General features: G+C 69.2%; 19 protein-coding genes. 7 read left to right on the top strand and 12 right to left on the bottom strand.

All coding sequences use genetic code 11. The features are described from left to right. Nucleotides 1-34 precede the first annotated feature (34 nt). The 6 genes from CCR79_RS11575 to CCR79_RS11600 all read right to left on the bottom strand — a co-directional run bounded on the left by CCR79_RS11575 (nt 35) and on the right by CCR79_RS11600 (nt 6526). A complete protein-coding gene (locus CCR79_RS11575; protein ID WP_201172869.1) occupies nt 35-997 on the bottom strand; it encodes a metal ABC transporter solute-binding protein, Zn/Mn family in 963 nt (320 codons plus the stop codon). 217 nt (nt 998-1214) lie between these two features. Next, entirely contained in the window at nt 1215-2810 is a 1596-nt protein-coding gene (pgi, locus tag CCR79_RS11580; RefSeq protein WP_201172872.1) for a glucose-6-phosphate isomerase, read from the bottom strand. Between the two features lie 82 nt (nt 2811-2892). Beyond that, complete coding sequence (locus tag CCR79_RS11585; RefSeq protein WP_201172875.1) at nt 2893-4236, bottom strand: UDP-glucose dehydrogenase family protein; 1344 nt, start codon at nt 4234-4236, stop codon at nt 2893-2895. A gap of 30 nt (nt 4237-4266) precedes the next feature. Then, nucleotides 4267-5277, bottom strand: coding sequence for an SDR family NAD(P)-dependent oxidoreductase (locus tag CCR79_RS11590; protein ID WP_201172880.1), 1011 nt, complete (start codon nt 5275-5277; stop codon nt 4267-4269). Between the two features lie 86 nt (nt 5278-5363). Further along, nucleotides 5364-5984, bottom strand: a complete 621-nt coding sequence (locus tag CCR79_RS11595) for a methyltransferase (RefSeq protein WP_201172999.1) — start codon at nt 5982-5984, stop codon at nt 5364-5366. Between the two features lie 89 nt (nt 5985-6073). Continuing rightward, entirely contained in the window at nt 6074-6526 is a 453-nt protein-coding gene (locus tag CCR79_RS11600; protein ID WP_201172883.1) for a hypothetical protein, read from the bottom strand. 185 nt (nt 6527-6711) lie between these two features. On the opposite strand from CCR79_RS11600, the gene CCR79_RS11605 reads away from it, so the two are divergent. Next, a complete protein-coding gene (locus CCR79_RS11605) occupies nt 6712-7236 on the top strand; it encodes a hypothetical protein (protein ID WP_201172886.1) in 525 nt (174 codons plus the stop codon). 169 nt (nt 7237-7405) lie between these two features. Here the strand turns inward: CCR79_RS11605 and ssb are convergent, their stop codons facing one another. Continuing rightward, entirely contained in the window at nt 7406-7888 is a 483-nt protein-coding gene (gene ssb, locus CCR79_RS11610; protein ID WP_201172894.1) for a single-stranded DNA-binding protein, read from the bottom strand. Between the two features lie 228 nt (nt 7889-8116). Here ssb and uvrA point away from each other — a divergent pair, with 228 nt between their 5' ends. Further along, nucleotides 8117-10939 (top strand): excinuclease ABC subunit UvrA, encoded by a 2823-nt coding sequence (gene uvrA, locus CCR79_RS11615; protein ID WP_201172904.1) that lies wholly within the window; start codon nt 8117-8119, stop codon nt 10937-10939. 10 nt (nt 10940-10949) lie between these two features. Here the strand turns inward: uvrA and CCR79_RS11620 are convergent, their stop codons facing one another. Genes CCR79_RS11620 through CCR79_RS11625 form a run of 3 tightly spaced genes read right to left on the bottom strand, consistent with a single transcriptional unit; the run spans nt 10950 to nt 14331 of the window. Next, nucleotides 10950-13223 (bottom strand): heavy metal translocating P-type ATPase, encoded by a 2274-nt coding sequence (locus CCR79_RS11620; protein ID WP_238633496.1) that lies wholly within the window; start codon nt 13221-13223, stop codon nt 10950-10952. 30 nt (nt 13224-13253) lie between these two features. Further along, nucleotides 13254-13466, bottom strand: a complete 213-nt coding sequence (locus CCR79_RS13715) for a heavy-metal-associated domain-containing protein (RefSeq protein WP_011814972.1) — start codon at nt 13464-13466, stop codon at nt 13254-13256. Continuing rightward, complete coding sequence (locus CCR79_RS11625; RefSeq protein ID WP_238633495.1) at nt 13441-14331, bottom strand: ion transporter; 891 nt, start codon at nt 14329-14331, stop codon at nt 13441-13443. The genes CCR79_RS13715 and CCR79_RS11625 overlap by 26 nt, the downstream gene beginning before the upstream one ends. Nucleotides 14332-14426: 95 nt before the next feature. Here CCR79_RS11625 and CCR79_RS11630 point away from each other — a divergent pair, with 95 nt between their 5' ends. Together CCR79_RS11630 and CCR79_RS11635 are read left to right on the top strand one after the other, a co-directional pair. Next, on the top strand, nt 14427-14897 hold the full coding sequence (locus CCR79_RS11630; RefSeq protein ID WP_201172908.1) for an Hsp20/alpha crystallin family protein: 471 nt from the start codon (nt 14427-14429) through the stop codon (nt 14895-14897). Nucleotides 14898-15022: 125 nt separating this feature from the next. Continuing rightward, on the top strand, nt 15023-15388 hold the full coding sequence (locus CCR79_RS11635; protein ID WP_201172910.1) for a hypothetical protein: 366 nt from the start codon (nt 15023-15025) through the stop codon (nt 15386-15388). Nucleotides 15389-15409: 21 nt separating this feature from the next. Here the strand turns inward: CCR79_RS11635 and CCR79_RS11640 are convergent, their stop codons facing one another. Then, nucleotides 15410-15856 (bottom strand): universal stress protein, encoded by a 447-nt coding sequence (locus CCR79_RS11640; protein WP_201172912.1) that lies wholly within the window; start codon nt 15854-15856, stop codon nt 15410-15412. 95 nt (nt 15857-15951) lie between these two features. Between CCR79_RS11640 and CCR79_RS11645 the strand changes: the two genes are divergently transcribed. The 3 genes from CCR79_RS11645 to CCR79_RS11655 are packed head-to-tail and all read left to right on the top strand — an operon-like array spanning nt 15952 to nt 18966. Next, nucleotides 15952-17727, top strand: coding sequence for a carbon starvation CstA family protein (locus tag CCR79_RS11645; protein WP_201172914.1), 1776 nt, complete (start codon nt 15952-15954; stop codon nt 17725-17727). After that, nucleotides 17724-18002, top strand: coding sequence for a cory-CC-star protein (locus tag CCR79_RS11650; RefSeq protein ID WP_201172916.1), 279 nt, complete (start codon nt 17724-17726; stop codon nt 18000-18002). Before CCR79_RS11645 ends, CCR79_RS11650 begins: the two co-directional genes overlap by 4 nt. A 25-nt stretch (nt 18003-18027) precedes the next feature. Beyond that, a complete protein-coding gene (locus CCR79_RS11655; protein WP_345941498.1) occupies nt 18028-18966 on the top strand; it encodes an ArsA family ATPase in 939 nt (312 codons plus the stop codon). 239 nt (nt 18967-19205) lie between these two features. Here CCR79_RS11655 and CCR79_RS11660 read toward each other — a convergent pair whose 3' ends face one another. Next, the gene (locus CCR79_RS11660) at nt 19206-20195 is read right to left on the bottom strand and encodes a quinone oxidoreductase family protein (RefSeq protein WP_201172917.1); all 990 of its coding nucleotides are present in this window, start codon (nt 20193-20195) and stop codon (nt 19206-19208) included. Nucleotides 20196-20217 lie beyond the last annotated feature (22 nt).

The raw sequence follows: 20217 nt of genomic DNA on the forward strand, positions 1-20217 counted from the left end.
GGTCTACCCGCGTGATCCGCCAAACCGCCCCGCCCTACTCCGTCAGCGCGCGGACGATGGTCGTCGCGTTGTGGCGCATCAGCTGCAGGTAGCTGGCGGCCGGACCATCCGGTCCGCTGAGCGAATCGACGTAGAGGGGACCAGCGATCTCGGTGCCGGTCTCGTCGGCCACCGATCGGACGTGGCGATCCGAGATGGTGCTCTCCCAGAACACCGCTGCCGGCTGCCACTCGCGGACCCGGTCGATGACCCGCATGATCTGCCGGGGCGACCCCTCCTGCTCGGCGTTGGTGCCCCAGATCCCATCGTGCTCGAAGCCAAAGGCGTCGGCGAAATACGGGAAGGCCGCCTCGCTGGTGACCAGGAAGCGCCGCCCCTCGGGGACGGCCTCGAGGCGCTCCTTGAGCTCCTCGTAGAGCGCCTCCAGCTCGTCCCGGTAAGCGGCCGCATTGTCGCGGTAGACGTTCTTGCCCTCGGGGTCGAGCTCGATCAGGGCGTCGCGGATGGCATCCACATAGCCCTCGACGGCGCGCGGATCCATCCACAGATGCGGATCCGGATCGCCCTCAAAGTCGCCGGTACGGATCGGCAGGGTCGCATGACCAGAGCGCTCGGCCACGGCAATAACCGGCACGCCATCCCCGGCAGTGGCACGCACCTGGCGCATCCACTGCTCCAAGTCGTAGCCGTTGTAGAAGACCAAGTCGGCCCGCTCAAGATCCCGGAAGTTGCTCGGCTGCAGCTCCCACTCATGAACCTCGGCGTCCACCGGGGTGAGGCTGCTGACCGTCACCCGCTCCCCACCGACCTGCTCAACCAGGTCCGCCAGAATGGTGAAGGTGGCAGCCACACGCAGCTGCTCCGCGGCCGCGGCGCTCCATGGGATCAGCACCAAAGCGGCAGCTAGCCCCAGCAACCCGTGCCTAGCGCGGGCCACCCGCCAGCCACGCCTGCCCCCAGGCGTAACCGGCCCCTTCGGCTTGTCGATGTCTTTCATGCTGGTCAGTTTCCCTGCTGCGATCGCCCACGTCCAGCCACCCGCGCCGACGCCCGTGGCAGCCACAGCACGACTGATTGGCCGCCGGGCGGCGCGCACTGCGGGCGATCCGGCTACGGAGCGCGGTTGCGGGCTTCATGGCTACACCTTTGAACGCTTCTAATCTTTGATTCTTACTTTAGAAGCGCTCAAAAGAGATGTCAACACGCCCGCAGGGCTACGCCCCGGTACCCGGCGACCCGGCCCAGCGCAGCGCAAGACGGGTGGCGGCATCCGCCTCCGCAGGCGGTGGCGCCTCGCCGCAGGCAGCCGGTGCCAACTCCTTGGCCACACGCTTACCGAGTTCGACCCCCCACTGGTCGAACGGGTTGATCCCCCAGACGCTCGCCTGGACAAAGACCCGGTGCTCGTGCAGCGCGAGCAACCGCCCCAGCGTAAAGGCATCGAGCCGACGGAAGAGGACCAGCGTGACCGGTCGATTGCCCTCATAGCGGTGATGTTCGGCCTCCGGCCCTTCTCCCCGAGGGGCCTGCCCCTGGCACAGCGCCTGGACTTGCCCCAGGGCACTGGCCAGGTTCAGCCCGGCGTGGCGCCCGGGCAGCCCGCTCTCCTCCACCGGGACCAGAAACTCGGCGATCACCCGGCCGGTGCCCTGGTGCAGCCACTGGAAGAAGGAGTGCTGCCCGTTGATGCCCACCTCGCCCCAGCAACTGGTGCCGGTGGGGTAATCGACCGGCTGCCCGTCCCGCGTGACCGACTTGCCGAGGCTTTCCATATCCAGCTGCTGCAAATAGGCGGGCAACCGGCGCAGCCCCGGATGGTAGGGCAGCACCACATGCCCGGTGGCGCCGCGCAGGCTGATCTGCCAGACCCCGAGGAGCCCCAACAGCAGCGGGATGTTCCGCGCCGCCGGCGCACTGCGAAAGTGCTCGTCCATGGCGCGCATGCCGCGGCGCAACTCGTTGAAGCGTTCCATGCCGATGACCGCCGCCAGTGGCAACCCCATGGCCGACGGTAGCGAGTAGCGCCCGCCGACCCACTCCCAGATCCGGAAACGGCGCTCGGCGGGGATGCCGAACTCGGCCATGGCGGTATCGCTGGCCGAGATGCCGACGAACTGCTCAGGCACCGGACGCCCGGCCTCGGCTTCCAGCCACGCCCAGGCGGTCCGGGCGTTGGTCAGTGTCTCCAGGGTGGAGAAAGACTTGGAAGCGACACAGAAGAGGGTCTCAGCCGGATCGATACGGTCCCAGACAGCCGCCAGCTCGCGGCCATCGACCCCGGAGACGGTATGCAGCCGCAGCGGCTCGTCGCCATCGGCCAGGGCCTGGTGGGCCATGGTCACTCCGGCCTCGGAACCGCCGATCCCGATATTCACCACATGGCGCAGCGGCCGGCCGTCGTAGCCACAGATCCCGCCCCCGCGCAGCGCCTCAACGAAGGCGCCCATGCGCCTCAGCTCCTCGTGGACCGCCGGGATCACGTCCTCGCCGTCCACCCTCACGCAGGCGTCGGGACTGCTGCGCAGCGCCGTGTGCAGGGCCGGCCGACCCTCCGACTCGTTGACCGTCTCTCCCGAGAACAGCGCCTCGATGCGCTGGGGCAGCCCGCGCTCCTCGGCCAGGCGCAGCAGCCGCTCCCAGGTGGCATCGGTGAGCGGGTGGCGCGAAAGGTCCACGCGCAGATCGTCGTGGTCCAAGCAGTACCGCTCGGCGCGTCCCGGATCGGTCTCAAGGAGCGCACCGGCGTGCCCGGCATCATCCTGGTCAAGCAACTCTTGCCAGACCGGAGAGTGCGTCAGCGCGGTCGTCATGCACGGTCCATCCTCTATCGCCTCACACACCCTCGGTCATCGAGGCAGCCGCCGCCGGTTTCAAGCCCCGCGGCACCCCCGCCTAGAGGGGGCGGCGGATGCTCTCGCCCCGCCCCATACCGTAGTAGGTAAAGCCGAGGGCCTCCATCATCGATGGCGGGTAGACGTTACGCCCGTCGAACACCACCGGTTGGCGCAGGGCATCGCGGATACGTTCGAAATCAGGGCTGCGGAAGACCTGCCACTCGGTGCAGACGATCAGCGCATCGGCGTCCTCCACGGCATCGTAGAGGTTGTCGCAGAGTTCCAGGTCCTGGCGGTTGCCGTAGACGCGCTCGGCCTCATCCATCGCTTCGGGGTCGTAGGCCTGCACCCGCGCGCCGGCTTCCCAGAGCGCCTCCATGACCACACGGCTGGGGGCCTCGCGCATGTCGTCGGTATTCGGCTTGAATGCCAGCCCCCAGAGACCGAAGGTACGCCCGGCAAGATCTTCCCCGAAGTGGGCGTGCAGCCGACGCACCAGCAACCGCTTCTGCCGGTCGTTGACGTTCTCCACCGCCTCAAGCAGCTCGGGCCGGTAGTCGTACTCGTGGGCGGTGTGTGTCAGTGCCTTGACATCCTTGGGGAAACAGGAGCCGCCGTAGCCACACCCCGGGTAGATGAAGTGGTAGCCGATCCGCGGATCGGAGCCCATCCCCACCCGAACCTGCTCGATGTCGGCCCCCAGGCGCTCGGCCAGGCTAGAGAGCTCGTTCATGAAGCTGATCTTGGTCGCCAACATCGCGTTGGAGGCGTACTTGGTCAGCTCCGCGGCGCGCACATCCATGGTCAGCAGCCGGTCGTGGTTGCGGTTGAACGGGGCGTAGAGGGCCTTCATCAACTCGCCGGTGCGCGGATTGTCGGTGCCCACGATGATGCGGTCCGGCTTGACGAAGTCGTCGATGGCCGCCCCCTCTTTGAGGAACTCCGGGTTGGAGACGACGTCGTACTCGAGCTGCTCCCCACGGGCGGCGAGCTCCTCGCCCAGGGCGGCGCGCACCCGGTCCGCCGTGCCCACCGGCACGGTGGATTTGTTGACCACCACGCGGTAGTCGTTCATGTGCTGACCGATGCTGCGGGCCACGGCGAGCACATGCTGCAGATCCGCCGAGCCGTCCTCGTCCGGCGGCGTGCCCACGGCGATAAACTGGAACAGCCCGTGGTGAACCCCTTCGGCGGCGTCGGTGGTAAAGCGCAACCGGCCCTCCTCCTGGTTGAAGGAGAGCATCTCGTCGAGTCCCGGCTCATAGATGGGAACCTCGCCGCTCCGAAGCTGCGCCACCCGTTCCGCGTCGATATCAACACAGACGACATCGTTGCCGGCATCGGCGAAACAGGTCCCGGTAACCAGACCCACGTAGCCGCTGCCGAAGATCGTGACCTTCATGATTCACTCCACTCCATGAGGGGCCTGCTCTCAGACCCCGTAAAACGCTCGATACCAGGCCACAAACCGCGGCAGCCCCTGCTCGAGTTCCGTGCGGGGCTGCCACCCCGTGGCGGCGGTCAGATCGTCGATCTCAGCACACGTCGCGGCCACGTCCCCCGGCTGCATGGGCAGCTCCCGGCGCTCCGCCCGGCACCCGCAGGCCTGCTCGAGCACCGCGATGAAATCCTCGAGGGCCACCGGCCGGTGATTGCCGATATTGTAGACCCGGTAGGGGGCATTGCTGCGCGCCGGGTCCGGAGCATCGGTGGAGAATGCCGGGTCCGGCTCCGGCAGGGTGTCCATCACGCGCAGGACGCCGTCGACAATGTCGTCGATGTAGGTAAAGTCACGGCGCATGCGCCCGTAGTTGTAGACCTCAATAGGCTCCCCGGCGAGGATCGCCCGTGTGAACTTGAAGGGCGCCATGTCCGGGCGCCCCCAAGGGCCGTAGACGGTGAAGAAGCGCAGGCCGGTCACCGGCAGGCGATAGAGGTGCGCATACGTGTGCGCCATCAGCTCGTTGGACTTCTTCGTGGCCGCATAGAGCGAAACTGGATGGTCCACGTTGTCGTGGACCGAGAACGGCATGCGCGTATTGGCGCCGTAAACCGAACTCGACGAGGCGTAGACCAGGTGCCCGGCGTCGTGGTGGCGACAGCCCTCGAGGATGTTGCCGAAGCCCACCAGGTTGCTGTCCAGATAGGCGCGCGGATTGTCCAGCGAGTAGCGCACCCCGGCCTGAGCGGCCAGATGGATGACGCGATCGAAACGCCCCTCGCGGAAGAGCGCGTCGATACCCGCGGCATCGGCGAGATCGACGCGGGCGAAGTAGAAGTCCCCGCCGCAGCGGCGCAGCTCGTCGAGGCGCGCCTGCTTGAGGGTGACGTCGTAGTAGTCGCAGAGGTTGTCGATGCCGACGACCTGATGGCCCGCCTCGATCAGCTGCCGGGCCAAATGCATGCCGATGAAACCGGCCACGCCGGTGACGAGGATTCGCACGGGTATCCTTCCTCTCGCGCAGATGGACCGGGGATCAAACGGGCTCTAGCGTACCCGACGCCCCATGCGCCGTACAGGGCGGTGGCTCAGGTACCCGACGCGTCGCCCCCCGGCCGGGCCAGCACCAAACAGGAGGCGCGCCCGCCGTGCTCGGCGAGGGTTTCGAAGCGCTCCAGCTCGAGGCCAGCGGCCCGAAGCTGGGCCCGGAACGGCTCCTCATAAGTCACGCGCCCGAAATCGATGCTGGTCAGGCGCCTGAGCATGGGCTTGAGGCGCTCGAGCCACGGAGCACGCCGCCGCTGGATGGTCTGGGTGAACACCAGGCGTCCTCCCGGACGCAGGAGCTTGCAGCCGTGGCGCAGGGCCCGCTCCGGCTCCGGCAGGAGCATGAAGCTGGCCGAGAAGTAGACCGCGTCGTAGGGCCCGCCATGATGGTCGTAGACGGACTCGTGGCGAAGCGTGACCCGATCGGCCACCGCGGAGGCGGCAACCCGGCGGCGGGCCCGCTCGATGTAGTCGCCGTCGATATCGACCCCGGTCACCCGCAGATCCCGCTCGCGCAACTGCCCGGCGTTGGCCAGCAAGGCGCCTGCCGTCCCGACGCCGACATCCAACACATGCGCCCCCGCCGGCAGCTGCTCAAGCACCGCCGCGTACCAGCGGGCGGTAAGCCGGAGGATCAAGGCGTCGTAAACGGCACTGCGGATGCCTCGCATGGGGGGCCTCACGGGTGGCGGCTGACTGCTGCGGGCCGGCGAGCGCCCGTACCGGACCGCCGCGCCGACCGCCCGGGATCCTACCAGATCCGCCACTCGCCCTGATCCGTCCGCACCAGTTCCAGCTCGTCCTTGTGCTCCATGGTGCTGCCCGGCTCCACCTGGCCGGCCTGGCGCAGGGCGAACCCCCACAGCGAGAGGACCATCTCCAGGCTGTCCAGCGGCGTATCGGTACTGAAGGCCCGGTCGCCGAAGGCCCCGGGATCGCGCAACAACTCGACACCATCCTCGGTGATGGCCACCTCCTTGCGCACGCGGATCAGGTAGGAGCCGTCGTCGCGCTCGTGGGTGGAGACCAGCTCGAAGTCCACCAACTCGAAGACCTTCACGTCGCCGAGGTAGAGCTCGGAGTCGTCCTCGAACAGCAGCTCGCGAACCTCCTGCTCGGTGGGGCCGGACTGGCCGCGCTCGCAACCGGCGGCCAGCAGCGCCAGGACCAGGATCAAAACGGACCAGCGAATGCACCGCTTCATGCTCATCTCCTCCAGAGGAACCCAAACCCGTACCGATGCGTGATCGCCCAGGATCGCACCGGCGACGCGCATCCGACAGCCGAGCCAAAGGCGCACGGCTCGCCGCCACCCCCTAGCGTAGTGGCATACTGGCCCGGCCCGCGGGACGGAACCCCGCCGGCCAACCCGAGCCGCCAGGAGCGAGGATGGAACACCTGCACCCCGAGGAGCTGATCCGGACCGGTTCGCGCATCGTGGAGCGGCTGCGCCAGCGTAGCGTCTGCGTCCCCATCCCGGAGCGCGCCATGGCGCGCACGGTCACCGGGGTCCGGGACCCCAGCCTACGCCACCTGGCCCTGCGCATCCGCCAAGGTGGGCGCATCGTGGTCAGCGGCGAGAAAAGGAAGGGGGTGTGGATCCCCTTCTCGGTGACCTTCATCGCCGTGGCGCCACCGCCGGGGACCGCCGGTCCCTGCGTAGAGCTGCACCTCGAGCGCACCACGCCCTTCTTCGCTGCCCCCTTCGTCCTGAAGGCGCTCGGCCGCATGCCCGAGATGGAGATCATCGGCACCCGGGCCCGCGTGCACATCCACCGGTGGCTCGATCAGCAGGAGTGGTCCGGCCCGCTGCCCACAGGCGTCTTCAACCGGGTCTGTGTCACGGAGGTACGCACGGACGCCGCGAAGCGCCAGCTGCTGGTCACCTTGTCCCTGACGGAATCCGGCCAGTAAGCGGGGCCTGCACCGCACGCCCGGCAACGCGGGCGAGAGAACCCGGGGCTATCAACTAAGACCGTTGTTGACGCTCGAAAGCGGGGTAGGCAGAGGCTGAGCGCCCGCGCTACGCGGACGCCCCAGCCTAGAGATCCCAAGAATCTTTACGAGTCTTGGCGCATGTCCTTCAAAACGGGATGTCGTCGTCGAAATCCGCCGGCGCCTCCTGCATGCCGCCGCCGCTACCGCCGCTGCCGCCGCCGGCATCCCCCGCTGGGGCCTGGGCCGGGCGCTGCTCGCCGCCGCCCATCGGGGCACCACCACCGCCGCTTCGGCTGTCGAGCATCTGCATCTCGTTGGCGACGATCTCCGTGGTGTAGCGGTCCTGGCCATTCTGATCCTGCCACTTGCGCGTCTGCAGGCGCCCCTCGATATAGACCTTGCTGCCCTTGCGCAGATACTCGCCGGCGATCTCGCCAAGCCGGTTGAACATGACCACGCGATGCCACTCGGTGCGCTCCTGCTGCTCACCGGTCTGACGGTCGCGCCAGGTATCCGAGGTTGCCAGGGCGAGATTGGCCACCGCGCTACCCGACGCGGTATATCGAACCTCGGGGTCCCTCCCCAGGTTGCCGATCAAGATGACCTTGTTGACACCTCTGCTGGCCATGGCCGTGCTCCTCCAAAAAAAATGCTTTACTGAACAGTGGGATCGAGAACCGCTGGGCGGTCGGGCGAGCAGGGTGCACACCCTCCCTGTGCGTCACCCCGCAGGTGGCCTCAATGTAAAGGTTTTGCCGGCGCGGCGAAACCGACCCCCTTGGCACCGGCAACCTGACAGGATGCCGGCGGCGCGATACCGTAGAGGGTTCGCCCGCTATCCCGCGTCGAGAGCAGCATGGACCATATCCGCATCCGCGGCGCCCGCACCCACAACCTCGATAACCTGGATATCGACATCCCGCGCAACCGCCTGGTGGTGATCACCGGGCCCTCGGGTTCCGGGAAGTCGTCGCTGGCCTTCGACACCCTGTACGCCGAAGGGCAACGGCGCTACGTCGAGTCCCTCTCGGCCTATGCGCGGCAGTTCCTGTCGATGATGGACAAGCCCGACGTGGACCACATCGAGGGTCTCTCCCCGGCGATCTCCGTGGAGCAGAAGTCGGCGTCCCACAACCCCCGTTCCACGGTGGGCACCGTCACCGAGATCCACGACTACCTGCGCCTGCTCTTCGCCCGCGCCGGCACCCCCTACTGCCCCGAGCACCAGGTGGCGCTGGAGGCGAGCAGCGTCTCGGAGATGGTCGATCGCATCCTCGCCGAGCCCGCGGGCACCAAGATGATGCTGCTCGCCCCGGCAGCCGACTGGCACCCGGACGAACAGCAGCGCACGCTGGAACAGCTGCGCAGCCAGGGCTACATCCGCGTGCGGATCGACGGCCGGGTCGTCGAGCTCGACCCGTTACCCCAGCTCGATGGGGACTGCAAGCACGACATCGAGGCGGTGATCGACCGCTTCCGCGTGCGCGACGACCTGGCCGGGCGGCTGGCCGACTCCATCGAGACGGCGCTTCGCATCGGCGAAGGCGTCGTACGGGCCGCCTGGATGGACGCGCCCGAGCGCGAGCCGCTGGCCTTCTCCGCGCAGCCGGCCTGCCCGCAGTGCGGCCACGCGGTGGAGCCGCTGGAGCCGCGCATGTTCTCGTTCAACAACCCGGAAGGCGCCTGCCCGACCTGCGACGGCCTGGGGACACAGCACTTCTTCGACCCGGAGCGGGTGGTCAGCCGCCCCCAGCTCACGCCCGCCGAAGGAGCGATCCGCGGGTGGGACCGGCGCAACCTCTACTACTTCGCCATCCTGGAGGGGCTGGCCGCGCACTACGGATTCAGCCTCGAGACCCCGTGGGCCGAACTGCCGGAGCCGACCCGGGACTGCATCCTCTACGGCTCGGGGGACGAGCCGATCACCTTCCGCTACCCCGGCCGCAACGGTCACACGGAGCGGGTCCACCCCTTCGAAGGTGTCATCCCCAACCTGGAGCGACGCTTCCGCGAGGCCGACTCCGCCACGGTGCGAGAAGAGCTGGGCCGCTTCATGGCGCAACGCACCTGCCCGGAGTGCCGCGGCGGACGGCTCAACAAGCGCGCCCGGAACGTGCGGGTGGAGGGCTACAACCTGCCAGAGATCGCGGCGCTGCCGATCCATGTTGCCCGCGAGCGTGCGCGGGCCCTGGAGCCGGAGGGCGCCCGCGGGGCCATCGCCCGGCCAATCCTCGAGGAGATCCGGCAGCGTCTCGGGTTCCTGGAGGATGTGGGGCTGGGCTACCTGACCCTCGACCGGGCGGCGGAAACGCTATCCGGCGGGGAGGCCCAGCGCATCCGCTTGGCCAGCCAGATCGGCGCCGGCCTGGTGGGAGTGCTCTACGTCCTCGACGAACCCTCCATCGGGCTCCACCCCCGTGACCACGGCAGGCTACTCGACACCCTGCGCCGGCTCCGCGATCTGGGCAACAGCGTCATCGTGGTCGAGCACGAGCAGGATGCCATGCGCGCCGCCGATCACATCATCGACATGGGGCCCGGAGCGGGCGTCCACGGTGGCACGGTCGTGGCCGCGGGCCCGCCACAGGCGGTCGCCGAGCACCCGGATTCGGTCACCGGTGCCTTCCTCAGCGGCCGGCGCAGCATCCCGCTGCCGCAGCGCCGGCGACCGCCGGAGGACGAACGCTGGGTGCGGATCACCGGCGCCCGCGGCCACAACCTGCAGGACGTGAGCGCCGAAATCCCCGTGGGCCTGCTGACCTGCGTAACCGGGGTGTCCGGTTCCGGCAAGTCGACGCTGATCAACGACACCCTCTACCGCAGCGCCGCCCGCGATCTCAACGGCGCCCAGACCAGCCCTGCGGAGCACGACGGCCTCCAAGGGCTTGAGCACTTCGAGAAGGTGGTGGATATCGACCAGAGCCCCATCGGCCGGACGCCGCGCTCCAATCCGGCGACCTACACCGGGGTCTTCGGCCCGGTGCGCGAGCTCTTCGCGGCCACGCCCGAGGCACGGGCCCGTGGCTACAAGCCGGGGCGCTTCTCGTTCAACGTCCAGGGCGGGCGCTGCGAGGCGTGCCAGGGTGAGGGCGTGGTGCGCGTCGAGATGCACCTGCTGCCGGATCTCTACGTAGCCTGCGATAGTTGCCACGGCACCCGCTTCAATCGCGAGACCCTGGAGATCCGCTACCGCGGCTACACCATCCACGAGGTCTTGGAGATGACCGTGGACCAGGCCCACGACTTCTTCGAGGCGGTCCCCGGCATCCGGCGCAAGCTTGAAACCCTGCGCGAGGTGGGCCTGGGCTACCTGCGCCTGGGGCAGAGCGCGACGACCCTCTCCGGCGGCGAGGCGCAGCGCGTGAAGCTGGCCCGGGAGCTCTCCCGGCGCGAGCACGGCCGCAACCTCTACATCCTCGACGAGCCGACCACCGGGCTGCACTTCGCCGACGTGGAGCAGCTGCTGGCGGTGCTCCAGCGCCTTTGCGACCACGGCAACACAGTGGTGGTGGTCGAGCACGATCTGGACATCATGCGCTGCGCGGACTGGATCATCGACCTCGGCCCGGAGGGGGGCGACGGCGGCGGGCAGGTCTTGGCGGCCGGCCCGCCGGAGACCGTCGCCACCGCAGAGGCATCCCACACCGCCGCCTACCTGGGCCCGCTGCTCGGCGGCTGAGCGGCCCGGCTCAGCGCCCCGGCGCCGGCGCCGGCTCCAGCCCTCCGCCGGGCAGCACCGTCCGGCGCAACCGCAGACTGTTGGTCACCACCAGCAGGCTCGAGAGGCTCATCGCCCCGGCGGCCATCATCGGCGAGAGGAGCACACCGAAGAACGGGTACAGCGCCCCCGCGGCCACCGGCATCAGGGTCACGTTGTAGACGAAAGCCCAGAACAGGTTCTGCCGGATGGTCCGGAAGGTCTGACGGGCCAGTCCCAGACCGCGCGCCACGCTGCGCGGATCGCCGGCCATGATCACCACGTCGCCGGCCTCGATGGCCACGTCGGTGCCCGTGCCCACGGCCACCCCCACGTCCGCCCGCGCCAGGGCCGGCGCGTCGTTGATGCCGTCACCGACGAAGGCCACGTGCCGCCCCTCGGCCTGTAGATCCCGGATCGCCGTCTCCTTGTCCGCTGGCAGCACCTCGGCGCGCACCTCGCGGATGCCCAGCTCGGCGGCCACCGCCTCGGCGGTGGCGCGGTCATCGCCGGTGAGCATCACCGTGCGCAGCCCCAGCCCCTGCAGGGCCGCCACGGCGTCCACCGCGCCATCTTTGATCGGGTCGGAGACCGCCACCAGACCGGCGACGCGACGGTCGACGGCGACGTACATCGGCGTCCGCCCACGCCGGGCCAGGGCGTCGGCCTCCGCCGCCTGATCCGGCTCGATGTCCGCGCCCAGCTGCTCCATATAGCGCCGCGCGCCGACGGCCACATCGGTGCCGGCGACCCGACCGCGGATACCGAAGCCGGCCACGGCCTCGACCTGCTCGGCGGCCGGTACCGCCAGCCCCCGCTCCTGCGCGGCCGCCACCACGGCCACACCCAACGGGTGCTCGCTGTGCGCCTCCACGGCAGCGGCCTGCGCCAGGACCTCGTCGTACTGCCAGTCGCCGCCGGGCACCAGCTCCGTCAGGGCGGGACGCCCCTCGGTCAGGGTCCCGGTCTTGTCCAGGACCACGGTGTCGATCCCCGCCGAGGCCTGGAAGGCAGCCCCCCGGCGGAAGAGGATGCCCTGCTCGGCCCCCCGCCCGGTGCCCACCATGATGGCCATGGGCGTGGCCAGACCCATGGCGCAGGGGCAGGCGATCAGCAGGACCGCCGCGGCCACGACCAGGGCGTGATCGATACCGAACCCCAGCATGGTCCACAGCACCACCGCGCCCAGTGCCAGGAAGATGGCCCCCCAGACGACCACCCCGGCCACCCGGTCCACCAGGGACTGGATGGGCGGCTTGGAGGCCTGGGCCCCCTCGACCATGCGCACGATCTGGCCAAGGACGGTGTCGCCCCCGACCCGGGTGGCCCGGAAGGCAAATGCGCCGCTGCCGTTGATGGTGCCACCGATGACCTCGTCCCCGGCGCCCCGGGCCGTCGGCACCGGCTCGCCGGTGACCATGGACTCGTCGACGTAACTCGAGCCCTCGATGACCTCGCCGTCCACCGGCACCCGTTCGCCGGGGCGCACCAGCACCCGCTCGCCGGGCTGCACCTCCTCAACCGGGACCTCGCGAACCGCGCCATCGCGCTCCACCCGGGCCGTCGGGGCCTGCAGGGCCATCAACCGCTGAATAGCCTGGGAGGCCCGCCCGCGGCTCTTGAGTTCGAGGTAGCGCCCGACGAGAACCAGCGTGATGATCACGCCGATCGCCTCGAAATAGACGCCGCGGGCCTCCTCGGGAAACAGCCCGGGGGCAACCAACACCGCGGTGGAGTAGCACCACGCCGCCGAGGTACCGAGCATCACCAGGGTATTCATCTCGGGGGCCAGCCGGCGCAGTGCGGGCAAGCCGTGGCTGAAGAAACGCCGCCCCGCCCAGGCCAACACCGGCGTGGCCAGCGCCCACTCGACCCACAGCCAGGCCCGATCCGGCGCCAGTGCCGCCATGGCATCCGCCAGGGCCGGCCAAAGCATCGGGCCCATGGCCACCAGGACCAGCGGGACGGTCAGTGCAGCGGCCAAAACCAGATCACGCCACAGACCGCTCAGCTCCCGATCGCGACCCGCAGCGGCGGCCTCGTCACTCTTCCGCGGCGAGGCCCGAAACCCACCCCGGGTCAGGGCCTCAGCGATCGTAGCGGGACTCACACGGGCCGGATCGTAGGCGATGCTGGCCCGTTCGGTGGCAAGGCTGACGGAGGCTTCGCTGACCCCCGGCAGACGCTGGGCAATGCGCTCCACCCGCGCCACGCACGAGGCGCAGGACATGCCCTCAACGCTCAGTTCAACGCGCGCCTCGGCCAATCAGCCTCCTCGCGCCCGAATATCGGGACGCTAATCGTCGGTCACCATACCGGTAAAGCCCAGCTCTTCCAGGCGCTGGGCGACCATCGCCGGATCGGGACGCCCTTCCACGGCGGCCTCGTCGTCCTCAGCGCTGACGCTGACCACCCGCTCGACCCCGGGCAGGCTCTCCAGAGCCTCGCGCACCGAGGCCTCGCAATGGGCACAACTCATGCCCTCAATCCGGATTCTGACCGTTTCCATGACTCGCTCCGTCTGCTTGGACCCGTTGCTCCAGCCTATCGACTTTCGCGTGCAACTCGCGCAGGTGGCGGAGCATCTCCTCGCGCTCGTCGTGCGCTTTCTGCTCCGTGGCCACCCGTTTCTCTTCCTCTTCTTCCCAGTGCAGGGACTGCATGCTATTGACGATGATACCGATGAAAAGGTTCAGAACGGTAAACGCTGAAACCAAGATGAAGGTCACGAAGTAGAACCAGGCCCCGGTGTGCTCCTCCATGACGGGCCGCGCGATGGCCTCCGACCAGCTTTCCAGCGTCATCACCTGGAACAGCGTGTACATGCTCGCGCCGATGCTGCCGAACCAGTCCGGGAAGGTGTCGCCGTAGAGTTCGGTACCCATCACGGCGAAGACGTAGTAAACCAGCCCGAGCAGCGCACCGATCCAGCCGATGCCCGGCAGCGCGCGCAGCAGCGACTCGACGATCACCCGCAGCCGCGATACCTGAGAGAGCAGGCGCAGCAGGCGCAGGATGCGCAGCGCGCGGAGCACCGTGTAGGCGCCGGCGTCGGGCACCAGAGAGATGGCCACGATACCGAAATCGAACAGGTTCCAGGGCCCGCGGAAGAAGCGCGGCCCCCAGGCGACGACCCGCAGCGTGATCTCCACGACGAAGAAGGCGAGGATGATCTCGTTGATCAGCGGGATGGCGCCGCGGCTCCAGGCCACCAGGTCGTCGGAGGTCTCCAGCCCCAGAGTGACACCGTTGATGCAGATCACGGCAATGACCGTGTTCTGGAAAAGCGGCGCCTCGACCAGCGCCTGCAGGCGCGCGTGCCATTTCCGGAGCGGGGAGCGCGCCCCCGGCTCGCGGCCACTTGAAAAAGCCAAACCCGCCTCCATCCTTACTGTTACGGACGGGGACGCCGCCCACCGGGCCCCGCTCCGAAGAACCCCCCAGTATAACCAGACAGGAGGTGATGCGTATGGCCATCATGCGTTACGACCCCTGGAGCACGCTGCGCGACCTGCAGAGCGACCTGGACCGGATCTTTGCACCGGGCTCGGCTCGCCCAGGCGCCATGGCGCAAGCCGGCGACGACAACGGCGAGACCGCCAGCAACTGGCTGCCGGCCGTGGATATCCACGAGGATGAGCAGAACTACGTGGTCCACGTGGACCTGCCCGGCGTCTCCCCCGAGGAGATCGAGGTAGCCATGGACAACGGCATGCTGACCATCAAGGGCCAGCGCGAGTCCGAGGAGAGGGAGAGCGGCGCCAACTGGAAGCGCATGGAGCGGGTCCGCGGCACCTTCTTCCGCCGCTTCACGCTGCCCGACAACGTGGACGCGGAAGGGATTCAGGCCCGCGCCCGCAACGGCGTCCTGGAGGTGACGGTCCCCAAGCGCCAGGAAGAGCCCGCCAAGCGCATCCAGGTCCAAGCCGACGACGGGTAACCTCCGGCGCGCCGACCACTCCACCGGCCGCGGCCCCGCCGCGGCTTTTTTCGTGCCGGACCGCGCCCATCGACGACGTCGGGCGGGGGTTCCCCGACGGCGTGGCGCATCGCATACTGCCAAGGATGAAGGATCGAAGCTGGACAACGGCGATCGGCCTCGGATCCCTGCTGCTCGCCGCCCTGATGGCGGGCGGCTGCACCGGCTACGGGCAACCACCCGCCGCGGAGCAGGCCGAGCCGCGGCCGGATTACAGCGATCCCCGCCAGTGGCCCGGCGGATATCAGATGGACCCGGACGCCGGCGACCGCCAGGCCCGGGAGGAGATGCGTGCGACGGGCACCGAGATGCGCAACCTGGGCCGCGACGCTGAACTCGAGGCCGGCTTCCGCGAACTCCAGCAAGGCATCCGCCAAGAGCAGTCGGAGATCCTCGGCACCTTCCCGGAGATCTACGGCCGCGACGCCTGGCGGCGCTTCCCGCAGCGCTAGGCCCGGGGCGCTGCGAACCTTCTAGGCGTCACGCCCGTGGGGGACCACCACCACCGGGCAGGTCGCGTGCTGAAGCACCTGGTGGCTCACCGAGCCGAGCAGCAGCCCGGCAAAGCCGCCGTGGCCCCGACTGCCCACCACGAACAGCTCGGCATCCTGCCCCGCCTGGTCGAGCAGCGTGCCGACGATCCCATGGCGCTCGGCGTGCACCACCTCCTTACGGATCTCGACGCCCTCGGGGAGCTCGCCGACCCCGTTGACCGCCCGATCGAGGATCGCCTGCGCTTCCGCCTCCAACTCCGAGGCGGCGGGGGCAACCAGAACGCCGAGATCGGAATCCAGGTAGCGCCGGTCGATGACGTAGACCGCGCGTACCGGGCACCGGCGCAGCGCCGCCTCATTGACGGCCCAGTTCAGGGCACGCTGCGCGCCTGTGGAGCCGTCCATGCCAACCACTATCGAACTCATAAGTCCCCCTTGGGTCGTGCAGGCTGTTTTTCGGCGTACCGTGTGAATTATAGTCCGTTAACCACCGGCACAGACTACGGGGAAAGGAAGGCGAAATGAATGCCATCTGGCTTGCGGTTGCCGTTGTCGCCCTCTACATCTTCGGTTGGCTCTGGTACTCGCGATTCCTGGCGGAGCGGATTTACCGCCTGGATCCGCGTTTCACCACCCCCGCCCACCGCTACCGGGACGGCGTCGACTTCGTCCCCACCAACAAGTGGGTGCTCTGGGGGCACCACTTCACCTCGGTCGCTGGCGCCGCGCCCATCGTCGGGCCGGCCATCGCCATGTACTGGGGCTGGGGACCAGCGCTGGCCTGGGTGGCCCTGGGGACCGTCTTCGCCGCCGGCGTGCACGACTTCGGCGCCCTGGTGCTCTCCAACCGCCACCGCGGTCAGTCGGTGGGCACCATGGCCAACCGCCTTATCGGCCGCCGCGCCAAGCTCCTGTTCCTGTTCATCATCCTGATCCTCATCCTGATGGTGAACGCGGTCTTCGCCTGGGTGATCGCCAACCTGTTCATCAGCAACCCGGCGGCCGTCCTGCCCGTGGTCCTGCAGGTGCCGGTGGCGATCTGGATCGGCTACATGGTCCTGCGCCGCGGCGGCAGCCTGCTGGTGCCGTCGCTGATCGCACTGGTGATCATGTACGGAACGGCGATCCTCACCACGCACTACGAGTTCCTGCAGATCGACCTGGTGCGCTGGTTCGGCGGCGAGGGCGAGACCACAGCCCTGTTCGGGCTGGAGGCCACACCGGCGAGCTTCCTGGTGTGGATCCTGGTCCTGCTGGCCTACGTCTACTTCGCCAGCACCCTGCCGGTGTGGAAGCTCCTGCAGCCGCGGGACTACATCAACGCTCAGCAGCTGGTCGTCGGCCTGGGCATCCTCTACCTCGGCCTGTTCGTGATGCAGCCCGAGGTCACGGCCCCGGCCTACAACACCGAGGCGACCACCTCCTGGTTCCCGCTGCTGTTCATCACCATCGCCTGCGGCGCCATCTCCGGCTTCCACGGCCTGGTGGCCTCGGGGACGTCCTCGAAGCAGTTGGACAAGGAGACCGACGCCCGCACGGTGGGCTACCTGGGGGCGCTCGGCGAAGGCACCCTGGCGCTGATCACCATCATCGCCGTAGCCACGCTGTTCGCCAGCACCGCCGAGTTCACCGACAGCTACTCGAGCTTCGCCGCCGCCGGCCAGGCCGGTGTCGGCAACTTCGTCGAGGGGGCTTCGCAACTGGCCGGCGGCATCGGCATCCCCTCCGACGTGGCCGCCACCATCGTCGCCCTGATCATCGTCTGCTTCGCCGCCACCACGCTGGACTCGGCGGTGCGCCTGCTGCGCTATATCATCGGCGAGCTGGGCACCGAGTACCGCATCCCCAACCTCACCCGCCGCCACGTGGCCACCTCGCTGGCCGTGGGCCTGACCGCTTTCCTGGTGCTGGTCCCCGACGGCGGCGAGGGGCTCGGCTCCGGCGGCTATCTGCTCTGGCCGCTGTTCGGCACCTCCAACCAGCTGCTGGCCGGGATCACCCTGATGCTGATCTCGCTGTGGCTTTACCGGAAGGGCCGCAGCCCCATCCCGACGCTGATCCCGATGGTCTTCCTGCTGGCGATGACCATCTGGGCGATGACCGAGCAGGTGGTCCTCGAGTGGTCCGGCCTGCGCGAAGCCGACGCCGAGTGGCTGCTCTTCGGCCTGGGCGCGGTGATCCTCGGCTTCGCCATCTGGATCCTGCTCGAGGCGGTGCGGCTGTTCCGCAGCCGTGACGAACTCGAGGCGCTGCGGGACCCGGCCGACGAAGAGCCGGAGCGCGAGGGGCGGTCATGAGCGCCACGGACGGCTCCTGGTGGGAACGGCTTCAGCAGCTGCTGCGCGGCTACGATCAGTCGCTGCGCCTCGGCCACGACGCCGAGGTCAAGCGGGAGCTGCAGGACCAGGAGGACCTGATCCTGCTGATGCTCTTCGGGGAGGCCATGGGCCTCCCCAACCCGGCCTCCTACTACACCCTGGAGCTCTACCCGGCACTGATCGAGTCTTACCATGAGTGGCACCAGCGCATGGGGATGGATCACTCGCCGCTGGACCACATCCGGTGCTGCTGAACGACGAACCGCGGGAGGCCAAGCGGTGATCAGCGAACCGATCCTGTTCTTCTCCGGCAAGGGCGGCGTGGGCAAGACCACCACGGCAGCCGCCCATGCAATGGCCGCGACGGACAGCGGGCAACGGGTCCTGCTGGTCTCCACCGACCCGGCCCACAACCTGGGCGACGCCTTCGGCCGCCCCCTCGGCGGGGAGCCCACCCGCGTGGCCGGGAACCTCGATGCCATCGAGATCGACCCGGACGCCGAGTGCGCCCGCTACATCGAGCAGGTCAAGCAGAACATCCGGGCCACGGTCCGCTCGACCATGATCGAGGAGGCGGAACGGCAGATCGACATGGCCGGCCGCGCCCCCGGGGCGTACGAGGCGGCCCTGTTCGACCGCATGGTGGGGATCCTGCTGGACGAGGCGCACCCGGGCGAGGCGCAGGGCTACGATCAAGTGGTCTTCGACACCGCACCCACGGGGCACACCATCCGGCTACTGACCCTGCCGGAGCTCATGGGCGCCTGGGTAGACGGCCTGCTGCGCCGGCGCACGGAGCACAACCGCGAGCGCTCGCAGTGGCTCGGCGATGGCGAGGTGCCCGAGGATCCGCTCTACGATCTACTCAGCGAGCGGCGCCGGCGGATCGCGGCGGTCCGCGATCTGATGCTGGATCCGGCCATGACGGCCTTCGTCTTCGTCCTCACCCCGGAACACCTGCCGGTGGAGGAGACGCGGCGCGCGCTGGCGGAACTCGACAGCCACCGCTTGCGGGTGGGGGCGCTGGTGATCAACAAGGTGCTGCCGGAGGAGGCCGACGGCACCTTCGTCGCCCGCCGCCGCGAGGCCGAGGCGGAGCACCTGGCGGCGATCGAGCAGCACTTTGCCGATCGGCGGCGCTACTACGTGCCGCTTCGCGCCGCCGACGTGCGCGACCTGGACGACCTCCGTGCCGTTGCCGGGCATCTGCGGGACTGACCCCGGCGCGGGGGAGGCCCCCTGGTCCGCCGGCGTCATTGAGCGCGCCGAGCAGCGCAGCCGGCGCGGGGGCCAGCGCGAACCTTTGCGGGTTCGCGCTGGTCAGCGAGGTTTTGTCCGAGCGGCGCGGCAGCGCCGCGAGTTAAGCGAGCGGCCCCGCGCCGGTGAGCAGCGCAGGGAACCCCGCAGGGGCGCGCTCGTTCGACGCCGGCGGACCCGGGGCATCCCCCGCGCCGGGGTCAACCCGCTGCGCCGAGATCGAGCACCGTGGCCCCGCTGGTCGCCCGGGCCTCCAGATCCGTGTGGGCCTGCGCCGCCTTCTCCAGCGGGTAGCGCCGCCCCACCCGGGGCTCGATCACGCCCTGGGTGAGCGCATCGAAATACGCCGAGGCGCCGGCCAGCAACTCGTGGCGATCGGCGATGTAGTGGAACAGCACCGGACGGGTCAGGAACAGCGACCCCTTCTGCGCCAGCAACCCCGGCTCAATCGCCGGCGGCGCCCCAGAGGCATTCCCGTAGCTGACCATCAGCCCCAGCGGGCGCAGGCAGTCCAGCGACCCCTCAAACGTGGCCGCCCCCACGGAGTCGTAGACCACGTCCACACCCCGGCCACCGGTGATCGCCTCGACCTTCTCGCGGAAGTCGTCCCGGGTGTAGACAATCGGATGGTGGCAGCCGTGCTCCGCAGCCACCTGCGCCTTCTCCTCATCGCCCACGGTGCCGATCACGGTGGCCCCGAGGGCGTCGGCCCACTGGCAGAGGATCTGCCCCACGCCGCCGGCGGCGGCATGGACCAGCAACGTGTGCCCACGGCGGACCGTGAACGTGCGGTGCAGCAGCAGCCAGGCGGTCAGGCCGCGCAGGGTGGTGCCGCCGGCCACCGCATCGTCGATCTCGTCGGGGACCGGAATCAGCCGTTCCGCCGGCAGGATGCGGGCCTCGGCGTAGGCCCCCGGCGGCGGCGTGGCGTAGGCCACGCGCTCGCCCACCTGCACCTCGCGGACCCCCTCGCCAACCGCCTCGACCACGCCGCTGGCCTCCACGCCGATGCCGTGCGGCAGTCGCGGCAGCGGATACAGCCCGCTGCGGTGGTAGCAGTCGATGAAGTTGACCCCGCAGGCAGTCTGGCGGAGCAGCACCTCGCCGGCGCCCGGGGCGGGCACCTCAACCTCTTCGACCTGCAACTGCTCGGGGCCACCCGTTTGCTGGATGCGGACGGCGCGGGCCATGGCGTCCTCCTGTTGGCCGGGG

Source organism: Halorhodospira halophila, from assembly GCF_016653405.1.
GTDB lineage: Bacteria > Pseudomonadota > Gammaproteobacteria > Nitrococcales > Halorhodospiraceae > Halorhodospira > Halorhodospira halophila_A.